This window comes from Flavobacterium sp., from assembly GCF_034111225.1.
Lineage (GTDB): Bacteria > Bacteroidota > Bacteroidia > Flavobacteriales > Flavobacteriaceae > Flavobacterium.
In genome coordinates, this window is the sequence record NZ_JAWUXR010000002.1 from 76822 (window position 1) to 94613 (window position 17792).

Annotated in this window: 15 protein-coding genes; 10 read left to right on the plus strand and 5 right to left on the minus strand. The window is 29.6% G+C overall.

What is annotated here, in order from left to right:
* Positions 1–162: 162 nt before the first annotated feature.
* A complete protein-coding gene (locus tag UXY25_RS00635; RefSeq protein WP_320814061.1) occupies positions 163–1308 on the minus strand; it encodes a glycosyltransferase in 1146 nt (381 codons plus the stop codon).
* A 62-nt stretch (positions 1309–1370) separates the two neighbouring features.
* On the opposite strand from UXY25_RS00635, the gene UXY25_RS00640 reads away from it, so the two are divergent.
* Together UXY25_RS00640 and UXY25_RS00645 are read left to right on the plus strand one after the other, a co-directional pair.
* Positions 1371–2195, plus strand: coding sequence for a glycosyltransferase family A protein (locus UXY25_RS00640; protein WP_320814062.1), 825 nt, complete (start codon positions 1371–1373; stop codon positions 2193–2195).
* Positions 2173–2577 (plus strand): FdtA/QdtA family cupin domain-containing protein, encoded by a 405-nt coding sequence (locus tag UXY25_RS00645; RefSeq protein WP_320814063.1) that lies wholly within the window; start codon positions 2173–2175, stop codon positions 2575–2577. The genes UXY25_RS00640 and UXY25_RS00645 overlap by 23 nt, the downstream gene beginning before the upstream one ends.
* Here UXY25_RS00645 and UXY25_RS00650 read toward each other — a convergent pair.
* From UXY25_RS00650 to UXY25_RS00665, 4 genes are read right to left on the minus strand one after another with little or no spacing between them, the layout of a single operon-like run.
* Complete coding sequence (locus UXY25_RS00650) at positions 2567–3490, minus strand: glycosyltransferase family 2 protein (RefSeq protein ID WP_320814064.1); 924 nt, start codon at positions 3488–3490, stop codon at positions 2567–2569. The genes UXY25_RS00645 and UXY25_RS00650 overlap by 11 nt on opposite strands.
* A 2-nt stretch (positions 3491–3492) precedes the next feature.
* Positions 3493–4224 (minus strand): class I SAM-dependent methyltransferase, encoded by a 732-nt coding sequence (locus tag UXY25_RS00655; RefSeq protein ID WP_320814065.1) that lies wholly within the window; start codon positions 4222–4224, stop codon positions 3493–3495.
* A gap of 35 nt (positions 4225–4259) precedes the next feature.
* The gene (locus tag UXY25_RS00660) at positions 4260–5144 is read right to left on the minus strand and encodes a glycosyltransferase family 2 protein (protein ID WP_320814066.1); all 885 of its coding nucleotides are present in this window, start codon (positions 5142–5144) and stop codon (positions 4260–4262) included.
* Positions 5144–5827, minus strand: coding sequence for a cell division ATP-binding protein FtsE (locus UXY25_RS00665; protein ID WP_320814067.1), 684 nt, complete (start codon positions 5825–5827; stop codon positions 5144–5146). The genes UXY25_RS00660 and UXY25_RS00665 overlap by 1 nt, the downstream gene beginning before the upstream one ends.
* 187 nt (positions 5828–6014) lie before the next feature.
* Between UXY25_RS00665 and UXY25_RS00670 the strand changes: the two genes are divergently transcribed.
* From UXY25_RS00670 to UXY25_RS00705, 8 genes are all read left to right on the plus strand, one after another.
* Positions 6015–9029 carry a tetratricopeptide repeat protein gene (locus UXY25_RS00670; RefSeq protein ID WP_320814068.1) on the plus strand — a complete coding sequence of 1005 codons (3015 nt, stop codon included), beginning with the start codon at positions 6015–6017 and terminating at the stop codon, positions 9027–9029.
* 58 nt (positions 9030–9087) lie between these two features.
* Positions 9088–10842: a TonB-dependent receptor gene (locus UXY25_RS00675; protein WP_320814069.1), complete on the plus strand. Its 1755-nt coding sequence runs from the start codon at positions 9088–9090 to the stop codon at positions 10840–10842.
* Positions 10843–10913: 71 nt separating this feature from the next.
* Positions 10914–11363 carry a hypothetical protein gene (locus UXY25_RS00680; protein ID WP_320814070.1) on the plus strand — a complete coding sequence of 150 codons (450 nt, stop codon included), beginning with the start codon at positions 10914–10916 and terminating at the stop codon, positions 11361–11363.
* Positions 11364–11507: 144 nt separating this feature from the next.
* Positions 11508–12119, plus strand: coding sequence for an N-acetylmuramoyl-L-alanine amidase (locus UXY25_RS00685; protein ID WP_320814071.1), 612 nt, complete (start codon positions 11508–11510; stop codon positions 12117–12119).
* Between the two features lie 87 nt (positions 12120–12206).
* Complete coding sequence (locus UXY25_RS00690; protein ID WP_320814072.1) at positions 12207–12638, plus strand: hypothetical protein; 432 nt, start codon at positions 12207–12209, stop codon at positions 12636–12638.
* A gap of 249 nt (positions 12639–12887) precedes the next feature.
* A complete protein-coding gene (gene asnB, locus UXY25_RS00695) occupies positions 12888–14552 on the plus strand; it encodes an asparagine synthase B (protein ID WP_320814073.1) in 1665 nt (554 codons plus the stop codon).
* A 280-nt stretch (positions 14553–14832) separates the two neighbouring features.
* Complete coding sequence (gene gyrB, locus UXY25_RS00700; protein WP_320814074.1) at positions 14833–16776, plus strand: DNA topoisomerase (ATP-hydrolyzing) subunit B; 1944 nt, start codon at positions 14833–14835, stop codon at positions 16774–16776.
* Positions 16748–17776: a DUF6588 family protein gene (locus UXY25_RS00705; RefSeq protein ID WP_320814075.1), complete on the plus strand. Its 1029-nt coding sequence runs from the start codon at positions 16748–16750 to the stop codon at positions 17774–17776. The genes gyrB and UXY25_RS00705 overlap by 29 nt, the downstream gene beginning before the upstream one ends.
* Positions 17777–17792 lie beyond the last annotated feature (16 nt).

Below are 17792 nucleotides of genomic sequence, written 5' to 3' on the forward strand. Positions count from 1 at the left end.
AGTATAATTGTATAGAAAAATATATTTGTTAAAATCATAAATGAATAACCAAAGTTTATTATTGAACTTATTCCATCTTGGCCTTCAGCAAAAGATTGATTACAATTTAATAGAATGATAATTAAATAAATCCAACTATATCTTTTTTTCATATTCATTATTTTAAATAACTCCCCAAGTCTTTAAATAAGTACTTGCAATAGTTTTATAATGATGTTCTTTTTCAATAAACGCTTTTGCGTTTTTTGAAATTTCTAAAATTAAATCCGGATTTTCAATTAACAAACTCAGTTTTTCTACAATATCATTTTCATCAGGAAGTGCGTTTACACAAACCTCATTTTCGCTTAAATGATAGTGTTGTAAAAATTCGGTTTCAGCACCCGTAAAAACGACTTTGCCTTTTGTCATGGCTTCTAAAGCATTATAACCTTGGTCATAAGCATATATTTGATCTAGTAAAATATGTGTTTTGTTGTAAATGGAAATGTATTCGTTATACGGAATGTTTTCAGTGATAATTACTTCAACTTTCTCTGTGTATTTTGTTTGAATAATCTCAAGAGCTTTTTCAAAATAAGGAATCCCTTTTTTTAAATAACTCAATCTATTTATTCCTAGGAAGATAATAATTTTATCATCAATTTTTAAAGGAGAATATTCAATTTTGTCTGTATTTATTGGGTTTGGAATAAATGTAGTCTTGAAACCCATTTTTTGCATTGGAATTTGATAATCCAAATCCGATGTGATGATGTTTTGACAATTCTCATTTAGCCAATTAAACGTTTTTCTATATTCTGAAGTAATGTATTTCAACGGAAAATGGAACTGTTTTTTATGTGATTTGTTTGCAAAGTAAGGCGTTAAAATAGAATATTTCATTTCGTTTTTTAGCAAATATTCAATAACCGGAGTTTCATCCCCACAAACTAATAAACTTCTCGATTTAATTTTTGCAAACAATCTCTTATATAAAAAGCGAGACAGAAAAGTATACGTTTCTAATGCATCTGAATTAATTAATTGTACATGATCAAATTTGGTCAGTTTAGGAATTAAAAAGTAAAAACGAATAGCTTTTTCAATTTTTTCAAAATCAATAGAAGTTATTTTTCGAATTCCTTTAAATATTATGTTTCCTAACTTAGTTTTGTTACAAGTTTTTGCATAAATAGAATAGTCTACAGGAAATTGTTTGAATTTGTCACCACAACCAATTATAATCACTTCATGGTCTAAAGAAACCAACCCTTCTTTCAAAGAGTTATGTAATCGACTGTATTCGCCAAGTAATAAAATTTTCATTGAATGTTTTAAATTCTAAAATTTGAAATCTAAATTTCTATCTTTGTGTAAATATAGTACAATTGATAAAAACCTATCACAAATCGGATATTGAAATTTTAATTGCGACAATGAATCGATCTAATCTCGATTTTTTGCAATCTATGTTTATGTTTTCTGGTTTTTACAATTTCAACATTATAATTGTCAATCAAACTACAAATGATACTATTCTGAAATCAGATTATGACACTATAAAAGTAATTAATGTGTTTGAGAAAGGCTTGTCTAAAAGTAGAAATATTGCCATTCAAAATTCGAGTAAAGATATCCTTCTTCTTGCAGATGACGATGTTGTTTTTGAGTTGGGTTTTGAAGATAAAATTTTAAAAGAGTTTAATTCACATATTAATTTTGATGGATTTAGATTTAAATTTAAAAATGAGTTAGGGAAATTTGTTAAGAAATACCCGTTAAGATTTCAGGGAAAATTAAATTGGTTTGAAGTCTTAAAGACCTCTTCAATTGAGTTGGTTTTTAAAAGAGAAAGTATTTACAATTCAGTTTGTTTTGATGAAAATTTTGGTTTAGGCAGTATGTTTTCTATGGGAGAGGAGGCAGTTTTTTTAGCTGATGCTAAAAGGAAAAAATGCAAAATTGGTTTTGTTCCTCATACGTTGATGATGCATAATGGTTTTACAACATCAAGCAAAATAGAGCAAGATTTACTTTATTTTAATCAAGGAGCTGTTTTTTATCGTATTTTCAATAAAAAGTACTTATTTTGGGTGTTTTTAAAACTGTTTTTTGATTTAATACACGGTAAAATTACCTTTTCAAATATTGGTTCTTTACTTAATCAAGCTATAAAAGGAAAAAATAAATATGCAAAACATATCAGACTGTAAATTACTTCAAATACCTAAAATTGAAGATCCAAGAGGAAATCTTTCGGTTATAGAAAATGATGTAATTCCTTTTCCTATAAACCGGGTTTATTATTTATACGATGTGCCTAGTGCTGCTGAACGTGGTGGTCATTCTCACATTGAGCAACAAGAGTTTTTAATTGCACTTTCAGGCAGTTTTGATGTTATCCTTAACGATGGAAATGAACAAAAAACGGTTACTTTAAACAAACCATTTGAGGGGTTATTAATTACCAATGGAATTTGGCGCGAATTAAAAAACTTTTCTTCGGGTTCGGTTTGTTTAGTTATTGCTTCTGATGTTTTTAAAGAAGAAGATTATATTAGAGGTTTTGAAGATTTTTTAAAATCTAAAAACTAATTCCTTTTTTTAGCAACCAATTTTTCAATTTGAAAAGAGTATTTAAAATACTTGAAGGTGTTTTAAAAAGGACTTTTATCATAAAAGATAGATTTTCGTTCGCAACATCATTTAAATAAAAACGAACTTTTTCTTCGTTACCAATTATTTTATAATGTTTTGCATAAAATATTCGATGAAAATCCAAAAAATTTTTCAAATGTGGGTTTTCCTTTTCTTCGAATTCAAACTGTTTAAAGTCCATTAATTTCATAGTTTTAAAACTGTTTTTAGAAAGTGTATTTGGTAAATAGTTGTTGTAGATTGCCGTGATTTTATTGTGTACTGCAATTGGGTATTTAATTCCAATTTTTGTCCATAATTCTAAATCTTGCCCATTAGTTATTCCTTCAGTGAAACAATTCATTTCGATTAGAATTTTTTTAGGAATCATTTGGTTCAACGTAATGTTTATTTTAAACGGATGATTAGACGCAAAATAGTTATTTAAAATTCCATTGAAGTCTTGAGGAATATCTTTAAAAACCGGATTTATAACGGAGTTTTTTGTGTTTTTAATTTGGTATCTAGAACAGTAAGAACCGCAACTAGGATATTGCTCTGAGAGTTTAATTAATTCTTCTAAATGATTGGGAAACCAATAATCATCAGCATCTAAAAAAGCAATAAATTCACCATTACTTTTTTCAATTCCTAAATTTCGAGCAGCAGCAGCGCCTTTGTTTTCTTGAGAATAAATTTGAATTCTTGAATCTTCAAACTTTGAAAGGACTGATAGACTATTGTCAGTTGAACCATCGTTAATAATTATAATTTCATAATTGGTAAAGATTTGTTGTAAAACAGAATTTAGAGTTTCATTTAGAATAAAACCTTTATTAAAAACCGGAATTACAACTGAAATTTGTACCATAATTATTTTTTAGCAATTAATACGGTTTCGTTTTCCGCTAACCCTAAATATACATTTTCATCAAAATGTTTTACATCAACAGAAAAACCACTTTTTTCTAATCGTTCTTTTAATCCATTTATTGAATAAAAACGAACATGATCTTCTTGTCCGAAATGAATTAATCGTTCCGATTCAGAAGTTATAGAATAATCTTCATAAATTTCTCCGTCTTTGAAAGGAGTTTGTATAAGAATTGTTCCGTTTGGTTTTAAAACTCTATACAATTCCTGTATTGCTTTAGAATCTTCAATTACATGTTCTAAAATATGGTAACAAATAATTAAATTATAAGTTTCATTGGCCTGAGAAATTTTTGTAATATCGAATTTTACATCTGAAATAAAATCTCCAGATAAATCAGAAGCTGTATAGTTAATGTTTTTTATTTTTTTCCATTTACGAAATAAACTTCGTGAAGGTGAAAAGTCTAAAACCGTAATCTGATCTTTCATATAATCTTCAGAAATTAACCACCATAATCTTCTATCACGAGATAAACTTCCGCATTTAGGACATAAATTATCATCGTTTAAAATTGTGGTCCATGTTTTTGCCTCAAAATCACAAACAGTACATTTATGTTTATTCCCAGATTTGTTTAACGCATAAATACTTCTCAAATAAGGTTCTATTTGAAAAAGTGCTTTTCTAGGTAAAATAAAGTGAACTATTTTTTTTAATGATTGATACATGAGCAGCATTTGAAACAAAAATACATTAATTTTTGTTATTCTTTTAGAGAACATAAATATCCAATTCTGTACGCATTAAAGATGCCAAGTGAAGGATTACTACTTAGTATTTGTTTTCGGAAAATATTTTTAAAAAGTTTAAATCCTAATCTAACAATATATATTGATCCAGTGTTTTTTAAAAAGACATAGAGTTTTAAAATAGAAACAAATTCGGGGCTTATTTTTTTTGAAGCAAAAAGAATTAAAAGACTTTTCAGACTTTCTTCAGTTTTATTTAAATACTTTTTGCTTTCATCAATATCATCATGTAATATTGGGTTTTCAATATGATTTACTTTACTCTTAATTTTGCTTAATTCATACGAAAACTGAGTATCATCATGTCCATAAAGGGTAATTTCTGGATCGAATTTTACTTTGTTGAATTCTGATTTTAAAATTAAAGTATTGTTGAATAACAAACATTTATATGGATTTTTTAATCGTTCTGTAGCAGTTTTGTCTTCAATGAACTTTCCATATTTCCATCTTAACTTTTGCTCATCAGAAGGGCAAACTTCAGAATGAATTCGTCCTCCATAAATTACTTCGAAATCTTTTGTATTGTCAATGTAATTTTGAATGTAATTTTGTTGATTTATTTTAGAATCACCATCAATAAAAAGTAACCACTTGTATTTTGCTTTTTCGGCAAGTAAATTTCTGTTTTGTCTATGTGCAACATTTTGTTTTAAAGAAATAAAAGAACAATTGGGTAATTGATTTATTTCTTCATTTAATGTATTCAATATTGAGTTTGAAGCGTCGTCTTGACAAATAATTTCATATTCAATTCCACAATTCACACATTGTTCATTTAGTTCATGTGCTAAGTTATAAGCATTGTAATTGTAAATTGGAATTAAAATAGAAAGCATTAAACTGTTCTTTGAACCACTTCAAATACCTTTCCTTCGTCAAATTTCAACGTTTTTGAAGGGTATTTTAGTAATAAAGCGTAATCATGCGTTGCCATAATTATTGTTTTACCAGTTGCATTTATGTTTTTTAAGACTTGCATTACTTCAGAACTTGTTTGAGGGTCAAGGTTTCCTGTCGGCTCATCAGCTAATATTAATTCTGGATCGTTTAACAAAGCTCTTGCAATTGCAATACGTTGCTGCTCTCCACCAGATAATTGATGAGGCATTTTAGATTGATAGTTTTTCATTCCTACTTTGTCTAAAACTTCGTCAATTTTTACATTCATTTCTTCCTTTTCAATCCAACCGGTTGCTTTTAAAACAAAAAGTAGATTTTCTTTTACATTTCTATCTGGTAAAAGTTTAAAGTCTTGAAATACAACACCTAGTTTTCTTCTTAGATATGGAATGTCATTTTCTTTTAAGGTTTTTAAATCATAATCAACAATTTGTCCTTCACCTTCTGTTAAAGTTAAATCAGCATAAAGTGTTTTTAAAAAACTACTTTTTCCTGCTCCAGTTTTTCCAATTAAATAGATAAAATCTCCTTTGTTAACTTCCAAATTAATATTAGTTAATATAGGGTTTTTTTCTTGAAAAATAGAAACGTCTTTTAATGAAAGAATGGTATGTGACATAATGAAATTCTGATTTAATGTGTAAATGTAATAACTATATTTTCGCTTTCAAAATATAAACTTAAATATGATGTAAATTATTATAACGGTTTTAAAAAAATGTTAATAATATTTTACAATAATATGTTAATCTCTTACGTTAATAGGTATATAAAATCTATATTTGAAAGCAATAAAACAAGGCCAAATGATTCCAATAATTAGACTAAGATTTCTGTTTTTATTTTTAATTTCATTTTCAGTATTTGGACAACAATCGTCTATTTATACGCATGAATTAAAAGAATTTGATAACGCACTTGCTTTGTATAAAGATATGCAATATCAATCTGCTCAAATTTTATTTGACAAAGTAAAAAGTCAAGTTAATAATCAAGAAGTAAAAGCAGACTGTGCTTACTATATTGCAAATTGTGCGATTCGCTTAAATCAAATGGGTGCTGACGCTTTAATTGAAAGTTTTGTAGAAGATTATCCTACAAGCACAAAGCAAAATCAAGCTTATATTGAAGTTGCACATTATTATTTCGATCAAGGGAATTATCCGCAGTCATTAGCTTGGTTTGATAAAGCTAATACAGAATCGATGTCTTATTCTGATTTAGAAAAATATAATTTTCAAAAAGGTTATGCTTATTTTGTAGCTAAAAATACTAAAGAAGCAACTAAGTATTTTAATAAGGTTATCAATTCTAAAACTTTTGGAAGTCAGGCTAAATATTATTTAGGTTATCTTTCATACGAATCGGATGATTATACAAGCGCTAATCAATATTTTGATCAAGTTCAAGATAAAGATAAGTACAAAGAAAAGATGGGGTATTTTCAAGCTGATATGAATTTCAAGCTTGGAAGTTTTCAAAAAGCAATCGATTTAGGATTGGAACAAATGCCAAAATCAAATGCTGTTGAGAAAAGCGAACTGTCTAAAATTATTGGAGAAAGTTATTTCAATTTAAAGCAATATGACAAAGCGCTACCTTATCTAGTTGATTACAGAGGGAAAAAAGGAAAATGGAGTAATACTGATTATTACCAATTGGGTTATGTGTATTATAAGCAAAACGATTTTGAAAATGCAATAGCACAATTCAATAAAATTATTAATGGGAATGACTTTGTAGCTCAAAACGCTTATTATCATTTAGGAGAAAGTTATTTAAAAACAGATAAAAAGCAACAGGCTTTAAATGCTTTTAAAACTGCGTCTGAAATGAGTTTTGAAAAGAAAATTCAAGAAGATGCTTTTTTAAACTATGCTAAATTAAGTTACGAAATTGGTAATCCATATCAATCTGTTCCTCAAGTTTTAAACAGTTATTTGGCTAAATATCCAAATACATCTTACAAACAAGAGATTAATACTTTATTAATCAGTTCATACATTACTTCTAAAAATTACAAAGAAGCTTTAGTTTTATTAGAAAAAAATAAAGGACCAGAAAATAAATTGGCGTATCAAAAAGTAGCTTTTTATAGAGGTTTGGAATTATATACAGATGGAGATTACAAAGGAGCTTACGATTTATTTAAAAAATCTATCGCAGAAAGACAAGATGCTAAATTTACAGCAAGAGCTACATTTTGGAAAGCTGAAACAGAGTATAGTTTAGATAATTTTAGTGAGGCTAAAATCAGTTTTCTTCAATTTGTAAATGATGCAAATGCTAAAGCTACACCAGAATTTAAAAACGCTAACTACAATTTGGCTTATGCCTATTTCAAGTTAAAAGAATATGATAATGCTATAAAATATTACGAAAATTTTATTGCTGTTGTAAAAGAAGATAAAGTAAGACAAACAGATGCTTACTTGCGTTTAGGAGATTGTAACTTCATTTCTACTAAATATTGGCCAGCAATGGATGCTTATAACAAAGCAATCGATTTAAAGAGTGTAGATGCTGATTATGCTGCTTTTCAAAAAGGAATCAGTTACGGATTCGTTGGTAAAAATGATAAGAAAATAGAGGATTTAGAAAAGTTTGTAAAAACTTATCCAGCTTCTCAATATGCAGATGATGCGTATTACGAGTTAGGAAACACCTACGTGAATGAAAGACAAACAGATAAAGCAATTGCAACTTATGATAAGTTAATTCAAACAAATAAAAAAAGTTCTTATGTTGCAAAATCTATTTTAAAACAAGGCTTAATTTATTATAACGGAAACAAAAATGAACAAGCTTTAACCAAATTCAAAAAGGTTGTTGCGGAATTTCCTAATTCACCAGAATCATTAGAAGCTGTTGCAACTGCTCGTTTAATTTACATAGATAACGGTAGAGTAGATGAATATGCAGATTGGGTAAAAACATTAAGTTTTGTTGAAGTTTCAAATGCCGATTTAGATAACACAACGTATGAATCTGCTGAAAAGCAATACTTAATGAATAATGCTAAACTAGCAATAACAGGATTTTCAAACTATGTTTCTAAATTCCCGCAAGGTTTACACGCATTAAAGGCAAATTTCTATTTAGCACAATTATATTTTGCTGATGGATTAGAAAGCAATTCTGTTAAACATTACGAGTTTGTAGTTGATAAACCAAGAAGTGAGTTTACCGAACAAGCATTGGCGCGTTTAAGTCAAGTTCTTTTAAAAGCAAAAGACTATTCTAAAGCAATTCCGGTTTTAAAACGATTAGAGACAGAAGCTGAGTTTCCTCAAAACGTAACATTTGCACAATCTAATTTAATGAAAGCGTATTACGATAAAGAAGATTATACAAATGCAGTTGTTTACGCTGATAAAGTTTTAGCAAATAATAAAACGGAAGACAGGGTTAAAAGTGATGCTCAAATTATCGTAGCTCGCGCAGCAATGAAAACGAATAACGAAGCTAAAGCGAAAGAAGCTTACGCCAAGTTATTGAAAATTGCAAAAGGAGAATTAGCTGCTGAAGCAATGTTTTATGATGCTTATTTTAAAAACAAAGAAGGTCAGTTTGAAGCATCAAATGCTGTAGTTCAAAAAATAGCAAAAGACTATTCAGGTTATAAATATTATGGTGCAAAAGGATTAGTGGTTATGGCTAAAAACTTCTACGGTTTAAAAGATAGTTTTCAAGCGACTTACATTTTAGAAAGTGTAATTAAAAACTTTACTGATTTTCCTGATGTAGTTGATGAAGCAAAAACTGAATTAGATAAAATCAAAACAGAAGAAGCTAAAACGAACTCATCAATTACAAAATAAATTATTTATAAAGTTGTCATTCTGAGCTTGTCGAAGAATCTCACCAATAAAATTAAATATGAAGAATACAAAATATATAGTCATAGGAGTTTTTGCATTTGCCACTCAGTTTACTTTTGGTCAAGTAAAAGATGAGAATATTGGTTCTGAAGTGGTAAATATTGTAAAGCCTTATACACCAACCATTTCAGATGCTTTTAAAGTAAAAGAAACACCGGTTATTGAGGATGAAGATAATACTCAAAAAGAATCGATTACCTATAATATCTTTTCTTTTCCAGTTGCATCAACTTTTACACCTGCAAAAGGAAAAGCTGCTGATGTAGATAAAGCAGAAAAAATAAAACTATACAATAATTACGCAACATTAGGTTTTGGAAATTATCCTACCATTAATGCAGAGTTATTCATTACCGAAAATCTTAGTAGAAACAGTTACGTTGGTGGAATGCTTCGTCATTTGTCTTCTCAAGGCGGAATTAAGGATGTTGTTTTAGACGATAAATATTACAACACTAGTTTAGATGTTACTTATGGCGTTAGAGAAAGAGACATGAATTGGAACATCGATTTAGGTGTTAAAAACCAAATTTATAATTGGTACGGTTTGCCTACCGAAAATATTTTCTACGATCAAGCTACTATCGATGCTATTGATCCTTCACAGTCTTATAATACAATTGTTCTTGGAGGAAAAGTAGAGTTTAAGAAAAGTTTCTTTAAAGATGCTTCAATGCAGTTTAAACGTTTCTCAGACGGATTTGGTTCTGGCGAAAATAGGTTTTTTATTAAACCTTCATTAGATATTGACGCTTTAGGTCAAAAAATTAAAGCTGACTTTGTGGTAGATTATGTAGGCGGAAGTTTTGATAAGGATTATACAGATACGGGTTCTATTGATTATAGCAATGTTCTTTTTGGAACTAAACCAAGTATTTTATATCAAAAAGATGATTTATCAGTTCAAATTGGAGCTGGAGTTTTCTATACAACTGCAAAATATAATGGTGTAAGTGATAGTAAGTTATTTGTGTATCCAAATGTAAAAGCATCCTATAGAATTGTAGGCGATATTTTAGTTGCTTATGCCGGAGCAGAAGGAGGTTTAGACCAAAACTCATACGCTGATTTTGTAGATCAAAACACTTTTGTTTCACCAACTTTATTCATTGCTCCAACAGATAATAAATACGACATTTATGTTGGTATGAAAGGAAAATTAGCTAGTTCAGTTGCTTTCAATTTAAGAGGAAGCCTTAAAAATGAAGACAATAAAGCATTATTTGTGAGTAATGAGTATATTTTAGGAAATACAAATACCGAAGGTTATGCTCATGGAAACTCATTTAATGTAGTGTACGATAATGTAAAAACAATCATTTTCTTTGGAGAGTTAAAAGCCGATTTTTCTAAAAATGTAACATTCGGAATCAACGGAACATACAATAATTTCACTTCAGATGTTCAAGCTGAAGCTTGGAACTTACCTCAATTAAAAGTAGGAACAACATTAGATTTTAACCTGACAGAAAAATGGTATGCAGGAACAAATGTATTCTTCGTCGGAGAAAGAAAAGATGTTGTTACAGTTCAAGACGATTTATTAATTAATCCAGGAACTTTTACACAACAAGAAGTTACATTAGATAGTTATTTTGATTTAAATGCTCATGTGGGTTATAAATACAATGCTCGTTTAACAGCTTTCTTAAAAGGAAATAACTTAGCAAACCAACAATACAACCGTTGGGCTAACTTTCCTGTGCAAGGAATCCAAATTATGTTAGGAGCAAATTATAAGTTCGATTTTTAAGAGAAGAGTAAATAAATCATTTTAAACCTACAAGTTGATTTTAAACTTTGTAGGTTTTTATTTTATAATAAATGACAATCAAACAAAAAGCATACAATCAATATTTAGAGTACTTAAACGATAGAATTCAAAACTATCGCGCTATGATTCTAGATTTAGCTGAAGATGCACAAAACGATGCAAAAGGTTCAGCGGGAGATAAGCACGAAACCGCTTTATCAATGATGCATATTGAGCAAGAAAAACTCAATTATAAGTTGAAAGAAGTTTTAGAGCAAAAACAAATCTTAGAAAGTATTGATGTTGATAAAGTCAATAAAAAAATTGGAATTGGGAGTTTAATTCAAACCAATACTTTTCTTTTTTATATGAGTACAGCTTTACCTAAAATCACAATTGATGGTAAAGATATCGTGGCTTTGTCGCCAAGTTCACCTCTAGGAAATATAATGCTTGGAAAAGAAATAAACGAAGAATTTGAATTTAACGGAATGAAATATAAAATTTCATCAATTGAATGACAATTTTCTTACAATTATAGCGTTATCATTATCTAACTAAACATCTACTTATGAAATAGCTATTAATAATAGGTTTGCGCAAGCAAATACCAATAAAGATAAAGCTATACCATATGACAAATAAAAAACAATAAATATTTACATATGAAAAACAAATTCAAATTATTATCGGTTTTAGGAATGGTATCTATATTCCTTTTAATAGCATTTAAACCATTAGGAGAAAAAAAAGTAATTGTTATTGATGCTGGTCACGGTGGAAAAGATTTTGGAGCAACTTCAGGTGAAGTAATGGAAAAGGAAATTGTAGAGAAAATTGCAAATAGAATAAAAGCATTAAACAAAGATGAAAATGTAGAGATTGTTTTATTGCGCGAAGAGGATAATTTTCTTGAATTAAAAGAAAGAGTTGAGAAAATTAATGCTTTAAAACCAAGCTTAGTAATTTCATTACATGCTAATATTACAAAAAATGAAACTGTAAATGGAGTTGAAGCCTTTGTGTCTAAAGAGAATCAGTTTTATGATCAATCATATAAACACGCAGAAGGATTGATTAATGAGGTTTCAAATGATAATCTTGCCAAAAGAGGTGTAAAAGATGCTTCTCTTTTTCTTTTAAAAAATTCAATCTGTCCAGCTGTTAACTTAGGAGTTGGTTTTTTGTCTAATCCTAAAGAGAAAGAATATTTAAGTAGCGGAAAAGGTCAAAATGAAATAGCTGCTTCAGTGATAAGTTATTTAAAGAAAATTTAATTCAAAATCTACATGATAAGAAGTTGTCTAATTCTACTTTTTGTATTTATATTTAGTTGTTCAAAAAGTAATTATAAACAATTTCAGTTGGAATACGATACAACAAAAATTGCAATACTTGATGCAGGTAAATTAGATGATTTTAAAAAATACAAATCAGCCAAGCTAAATGATGAAGATTTTATAGAAATAGAAAGGTTGCTTAAGTTATCAGTCTTTAATTATAATTCAAATCAAATAATGCGTATTCCAAATTATCAAAAGAAATACCCTGATATCGTGGTTTGGGAAGAAAATGTAACAATTAATTTAGATAACTACAAAAGGCAATACATTCCATATATTAATGGAAATGGTGAAAAATTAGTATGGGTTTATTGTGTAATTAATGCTAGAGTTCATGAACAATGGGAAAAAGAAGTTTTATATGCTACAGGTGGAGGAGATAATTATTTCTGGGTTACTATAAATCTAAATAGTAAAACACAGAAAGACTTTTCAATAAATGGTCCTGCATAAGAAAACGATTTGTGTAAATGATTAATTTTTAATTTAAATATAAAACCACTCAATTGAGTGGTTTTTTTATGACTTATAATTAAATCAACTTAAAATACATATATTTAGTTTCAGATTTATTCAAATAATAAAAATAAAGTTTAAAATTATAATCAAAAACATCTATTTAGTTTAAATAAACTCAATTTAAGTGCAATTTTGTTCAGGAATTAAATAGTAATTCAGTTAAACAATTAAAAATATAAAGTTATGTGCGGAATAGTATGTGCCTTCGACCTAAAGCAAAAAGCAGAAACGTTAAGACCTCAGGTTTTAGAAATGTCTAAAAAAATTCGTCATCGTGGACCAGACTGGAGTGGAATTTTCAGTAATGAAAAAGCCATTATGTCTCACGAACGTTTGGCAATAGTAGATCCAACTTCTGGAAAACAACCTTTATTTTCGAAAGATAAAAGTCTGGTTTTAGCTGCAAACGGAGAAATATACAACCATAGAGAATTAAGAAAACAATTTGTTGGTAAATACGATTTTCAAACAGAAAGCGATTGTGAAGTCATATTAGCTTTATACCAAGAAAAAGGGGTAAGCTTTATTGATGAAATGAACGGAATTTTCGGATTTGCCATTTATGATGTTGCTAAAGACGAATATTTCATTGCTCGCGACCACATGGGAATTATACCTTTATATATAGGTTGGGACGAACACGGTACATTTTATGTAGCTTCTGAATTAAAAGCATTAGAAGGTGTTTGTGCAAAAATCGAATTATTTCCACCAGGGCATTATATGACAAGAAAAGATGGAGAATTCGTACAATGGTATAAAAGAGAATGGACAGAATTTGATGCAGTTAAAGACAATGCAACAAGTATTCAAGCTATAAAGGTAGCTTTAGAAGCAGCGGTTCACAGACAATTAATGAGCGATGTTCCTTATGGAGTTTTGCTTTCAGGAGGATTAGATTCTTCAATCACTTCGGCTATAGCTAAAAAATATGCGCAAAAAAGAATTGAGTCAGATGATACATCAGAAGCTTGGTATCCGCAATTGCATTCATTTGCGGTTGGTTTAGATAGTTCTCCAGACTTGGCTGCGGCCCAAAAAGTAGCCGATCATTTAAAAACCATTCACCATGAAATAAAATTCACTATTCAGGAAGGTTTAGATGCTATTAGAGATGTAATTTACAATATAGAAACCTATGATGTAACTACTATTCGTGCTTCAACGCCTATGTATTTAATGGCAAGAGTTATAAAATCAATGGGAATTAAAATGGTGTTATCTGGTGAAGGAGCAGACGAATTATTTGGAGGTTATTTATATTTTCATAAAGCGCCAAATGCACAAGAATTTCACGAAGAAACAGTTCGTAAATTAAGTAAGTTGCACATGTACGATTGTTTACGTGCTAATAAAAGTTTAGCAGCTTGGGGAATTGAAGGTCGAGTTCCATTTTTGGATAAAGAATTTATGGATGTTGCCATGAGAATAAATCCTCAGGATAAAATGATTAATGGCGAACGTATGGAGAAATGGGTTTTACGTAAAGCCTTTGAAGACATGTTGCCGGAAAGTGTCGCTTGGAGACAAAAAGAACAATTTAGTGATGGAGTAGGGTACAGTTGGATTGATACGTTGAAAGAAGTGGTAGCTAAAGAGATTTCAGATGAACAATTAGCGAATGCAAAATATAAATTTCCAATTCAAACGCCAACATCCAAAGAAGAGTATTATTATCGTTCTATTTTTACCGAACATTTTCCAAGTGATGCAGCAGCTTTAAGTGTGCCGCAAGAAGCAAGTGTGGCGTGTAGTACAAAAATTGCTTTAGAATGGGACGAAGCGTTTAAAAACATGAATGATCCATCGGGTAGAGCTGTAGCAAATGTGCATGCAGATGCTTATTAATTCTATTTTAATAAATAATTTGGTTAATATTTCTTATAAATGCACTAAAAATTAAGCTCATAAATAAGTTTTAAGCGACTTTGCTAATTTTGGCATTTTAACAAACGGGCAAATTGCTTTATTTTCGATTTTTAGCCTTTTTTTATTCGATTTTAGAGACTTTTTAGAAATTAACAAATGTTGATAACTTACGGTTGTTTTAAGGTGCTTTTTAGCTATTTTCTTTATTAAAACGTTATATTTGTTTCTTTAACAGAAAAATCGTTTAAGATTTAATAATATGAGTGAAGAAATAAAGAAAAGCAATTATTCAGCCGATAGTATTCAGGCACTAGAAGGAATGGAGCATGTAAGAATGCGTCCTTCGATGTATATTGGAGATGTAGGAGTTAGAGGACTTCATCATTTAGTATATGAAGTTGTAGATAACTCTATAGATGAAGCTATGGGTGGGCATTGTGATACCATTCGTGTGGATATTAATGAAGATGGATCTATTTCTGTAGAAGATAATGGTCGTGGTATTCCGGTTGATATTCATAAAAAAGAAGGTGTTTCCGCATTAGAGGTTGTAATGACTAAAATTGGTGCTGGAGGTAAATTTGATAAAGATTCGTATAAAGTTTCTGGAGGATTACACGGAGTTGGAGTTTCTGTAGTAAATGCATTATCAAATCATTTACGTGCAACTGTTCATAGTGCAAACGGAAACGTGTACGAACAAGAATATGAAAAAGGGAAGGCCCTTTATCCAGTAAAACAAATTGGAACAACTGATAAAAGAGGTACAATTGTTACTTTTTATCCTGATGATTCAATCTTTACGCAAACTATAGAGTTTTCTTACGATACATTGTCAGCCCGTATGCGTGAATTGTCTTTCTTAAATAAAGGAATCACAATTACATTTACAGATAAAAGAGAAAAAGATAAAGACGGTAATTTTGTTTCTGAAGTTTTTCATTCTACTGAAGGTCTTAAAGAATACATCCGTTATTTAGATGGAAATCGTGAGCCAATTATCGCTCATGTAATTTCAATGGATTCTGAAAAAGGAGATATTCCAGTTGAGGTTGCTTTAATTTATAATACGTCTTATTCTGAAAATATTTTTTCTTACGTAAATAATATTAATACACACGAAGGAGGTACGCATTTACAAGGTTTTAGAACAGGTTTAACACGTTCTTTAAAGAAATATGCAGATGCTTCTGGAATGTTAGATAAACTAAAATTTGAAATTGCGGGAGATGACTTCCGTGAAGGGTTAACAGCTATTATTTCAGTAAAAGTTGCAGAACCTCAGTTTGAAGGACAAACGAAAACAAAATTAGGAAATAGAGAAGTAGTTTCACCAGTTTCACAAGCTGTTGGAGATATGATCGAAGCTTATTTAGAAGAAAACCCTAATGACGCTAGAATTATTGTTCAAAAAGTAATTTTAGCTGCACAAGCACGTCACGCTGCAAAAAAAGCACGTGAAATGGTGCAAAGAAAAACCGTTATGGGTGGTGGAGGTTTACCTGGTAAACTTTCAGATTGTTCAGAGCAAGATCCTGCAAAATGTGAAGTTTTTCTTGTAGAGGGAGATTCGGCAGGTGGAACAGCAAAACAAGGTCGTGATAGAATGTTTCAAGCTATTTTACCTTTGAGAGGTAAGATTTTGAATGTTGAAAAAGCGATGCAACATAAAGTTTTTGAAAACGAAGAAATTCGTAACATTTTTACCGCTTTGGGTGTTACCATTGGAACAGAAGAGGATAGTAAAGCTTTAAACCTTTCTAAATTACGTTACCATAAAGTAGTTATTATGTGTGATGCCGATGTCGATGGATCACATATCTCAACTCTTATTTTAACTTTCTTCTTTAGATTTATGAAGGAGTTAATTGAAAACGGACATATTTATATAGCTGCACCACCTTTATATTTAGTTAAGAAAGGAAATAAAAAGGAGTACGCTTGGAATGATAATCAACGTGATATTATTGCTCAAAACATGGGTGGTTCTGTTGCTATTCAACGTTATAAAGGTCTTGGAGAGATGAATGCGGAACAACTTTGGGACACAACCATGAATCCAGAGTTTAGAACATTACGTCAAGTAAATATCGATAGTTTAGCAGAAGCAGATAGAATTTTCTCTATGCTAATGGGGGATGAAGTTCCACCAAGAAGAGAGTTTATTGAAAAAAATGCTGCTTACGCTAATATTGATGCATAAAAAGCAATTATTAATACTATTATTATGTTCATTATTTTTTAATTTAAAAAGTAATGCACAATCACAGTCTGAATTAGAGCAGATAGGGTATCTTTTAAATGATGCCCTTTTCTATTCAGAACAATACATTATTCCTGCAACTGATGCGGCAGTTTATCTTTCGTCTTCAAGTTGGGTAAATTCTCCAAAGAAAAAGAAACTTTGGGATGTAACTTTAAGTTTGCACGGGAATATGTTTTTTGTTCCTAAGAACGACAGAAGTTTTAAAATTAAAAATACCGATTTTCAATTTTTCGAAATTGAAAATGCAACATCTGCAACTGTCTCTACGGCTTTAGGGAATGATAATCAAATATACTTAGTTGGAGATTTAGGAGGAGAGCAAGTCAGACTTAAAACTCCAGAAGGAATTAATCAAGAAATTGTTTTTTATCCTTATTTACAAGTGAGTCTCGGTTTACCATTTGGAACAGAATTAATTGCAAGGTATTCTACAAAAACAAAACTTAAAAAAGGTGACTATCAAGTATATGGTTTTGGATTAAATCATAATATCAGTCAGTATTTTAAAAGTTTAGAAGCAAAAAAAATCAATGTTTCAACAGCATTAATATATTCAAAAGAAGAAATTACATTCGATTTTTTAGATATTAATACTGCCTATGGTAATTTAGGAATCAATCAATTGTCAGGTTTGGTTGATACATTTCATTTTCAATTAAGTGCTTCAAAAGAATTTAATAAGTTAGAAGTAATCACTTCTCTTATTGCGAATACAAGTAGTTTTGAATATGTAGTAGGTGGTAAAAAAGGAGAAATAGAAGATGCTTTTCCTTTACAACAAACAGTAAATACTTTATTGGAAAGAATAGCAAAAGATAATGTAAATGTTTTAGGTGAAATTTCGGCGAGGTATCAAATTGAAAAAATATTTTTACAAAGTTCATTTGCATTTGGTAAATTTGCAAATCTAAATTTAGGAGTTCAATATCAATTTTAATATATAATTTTTTAAA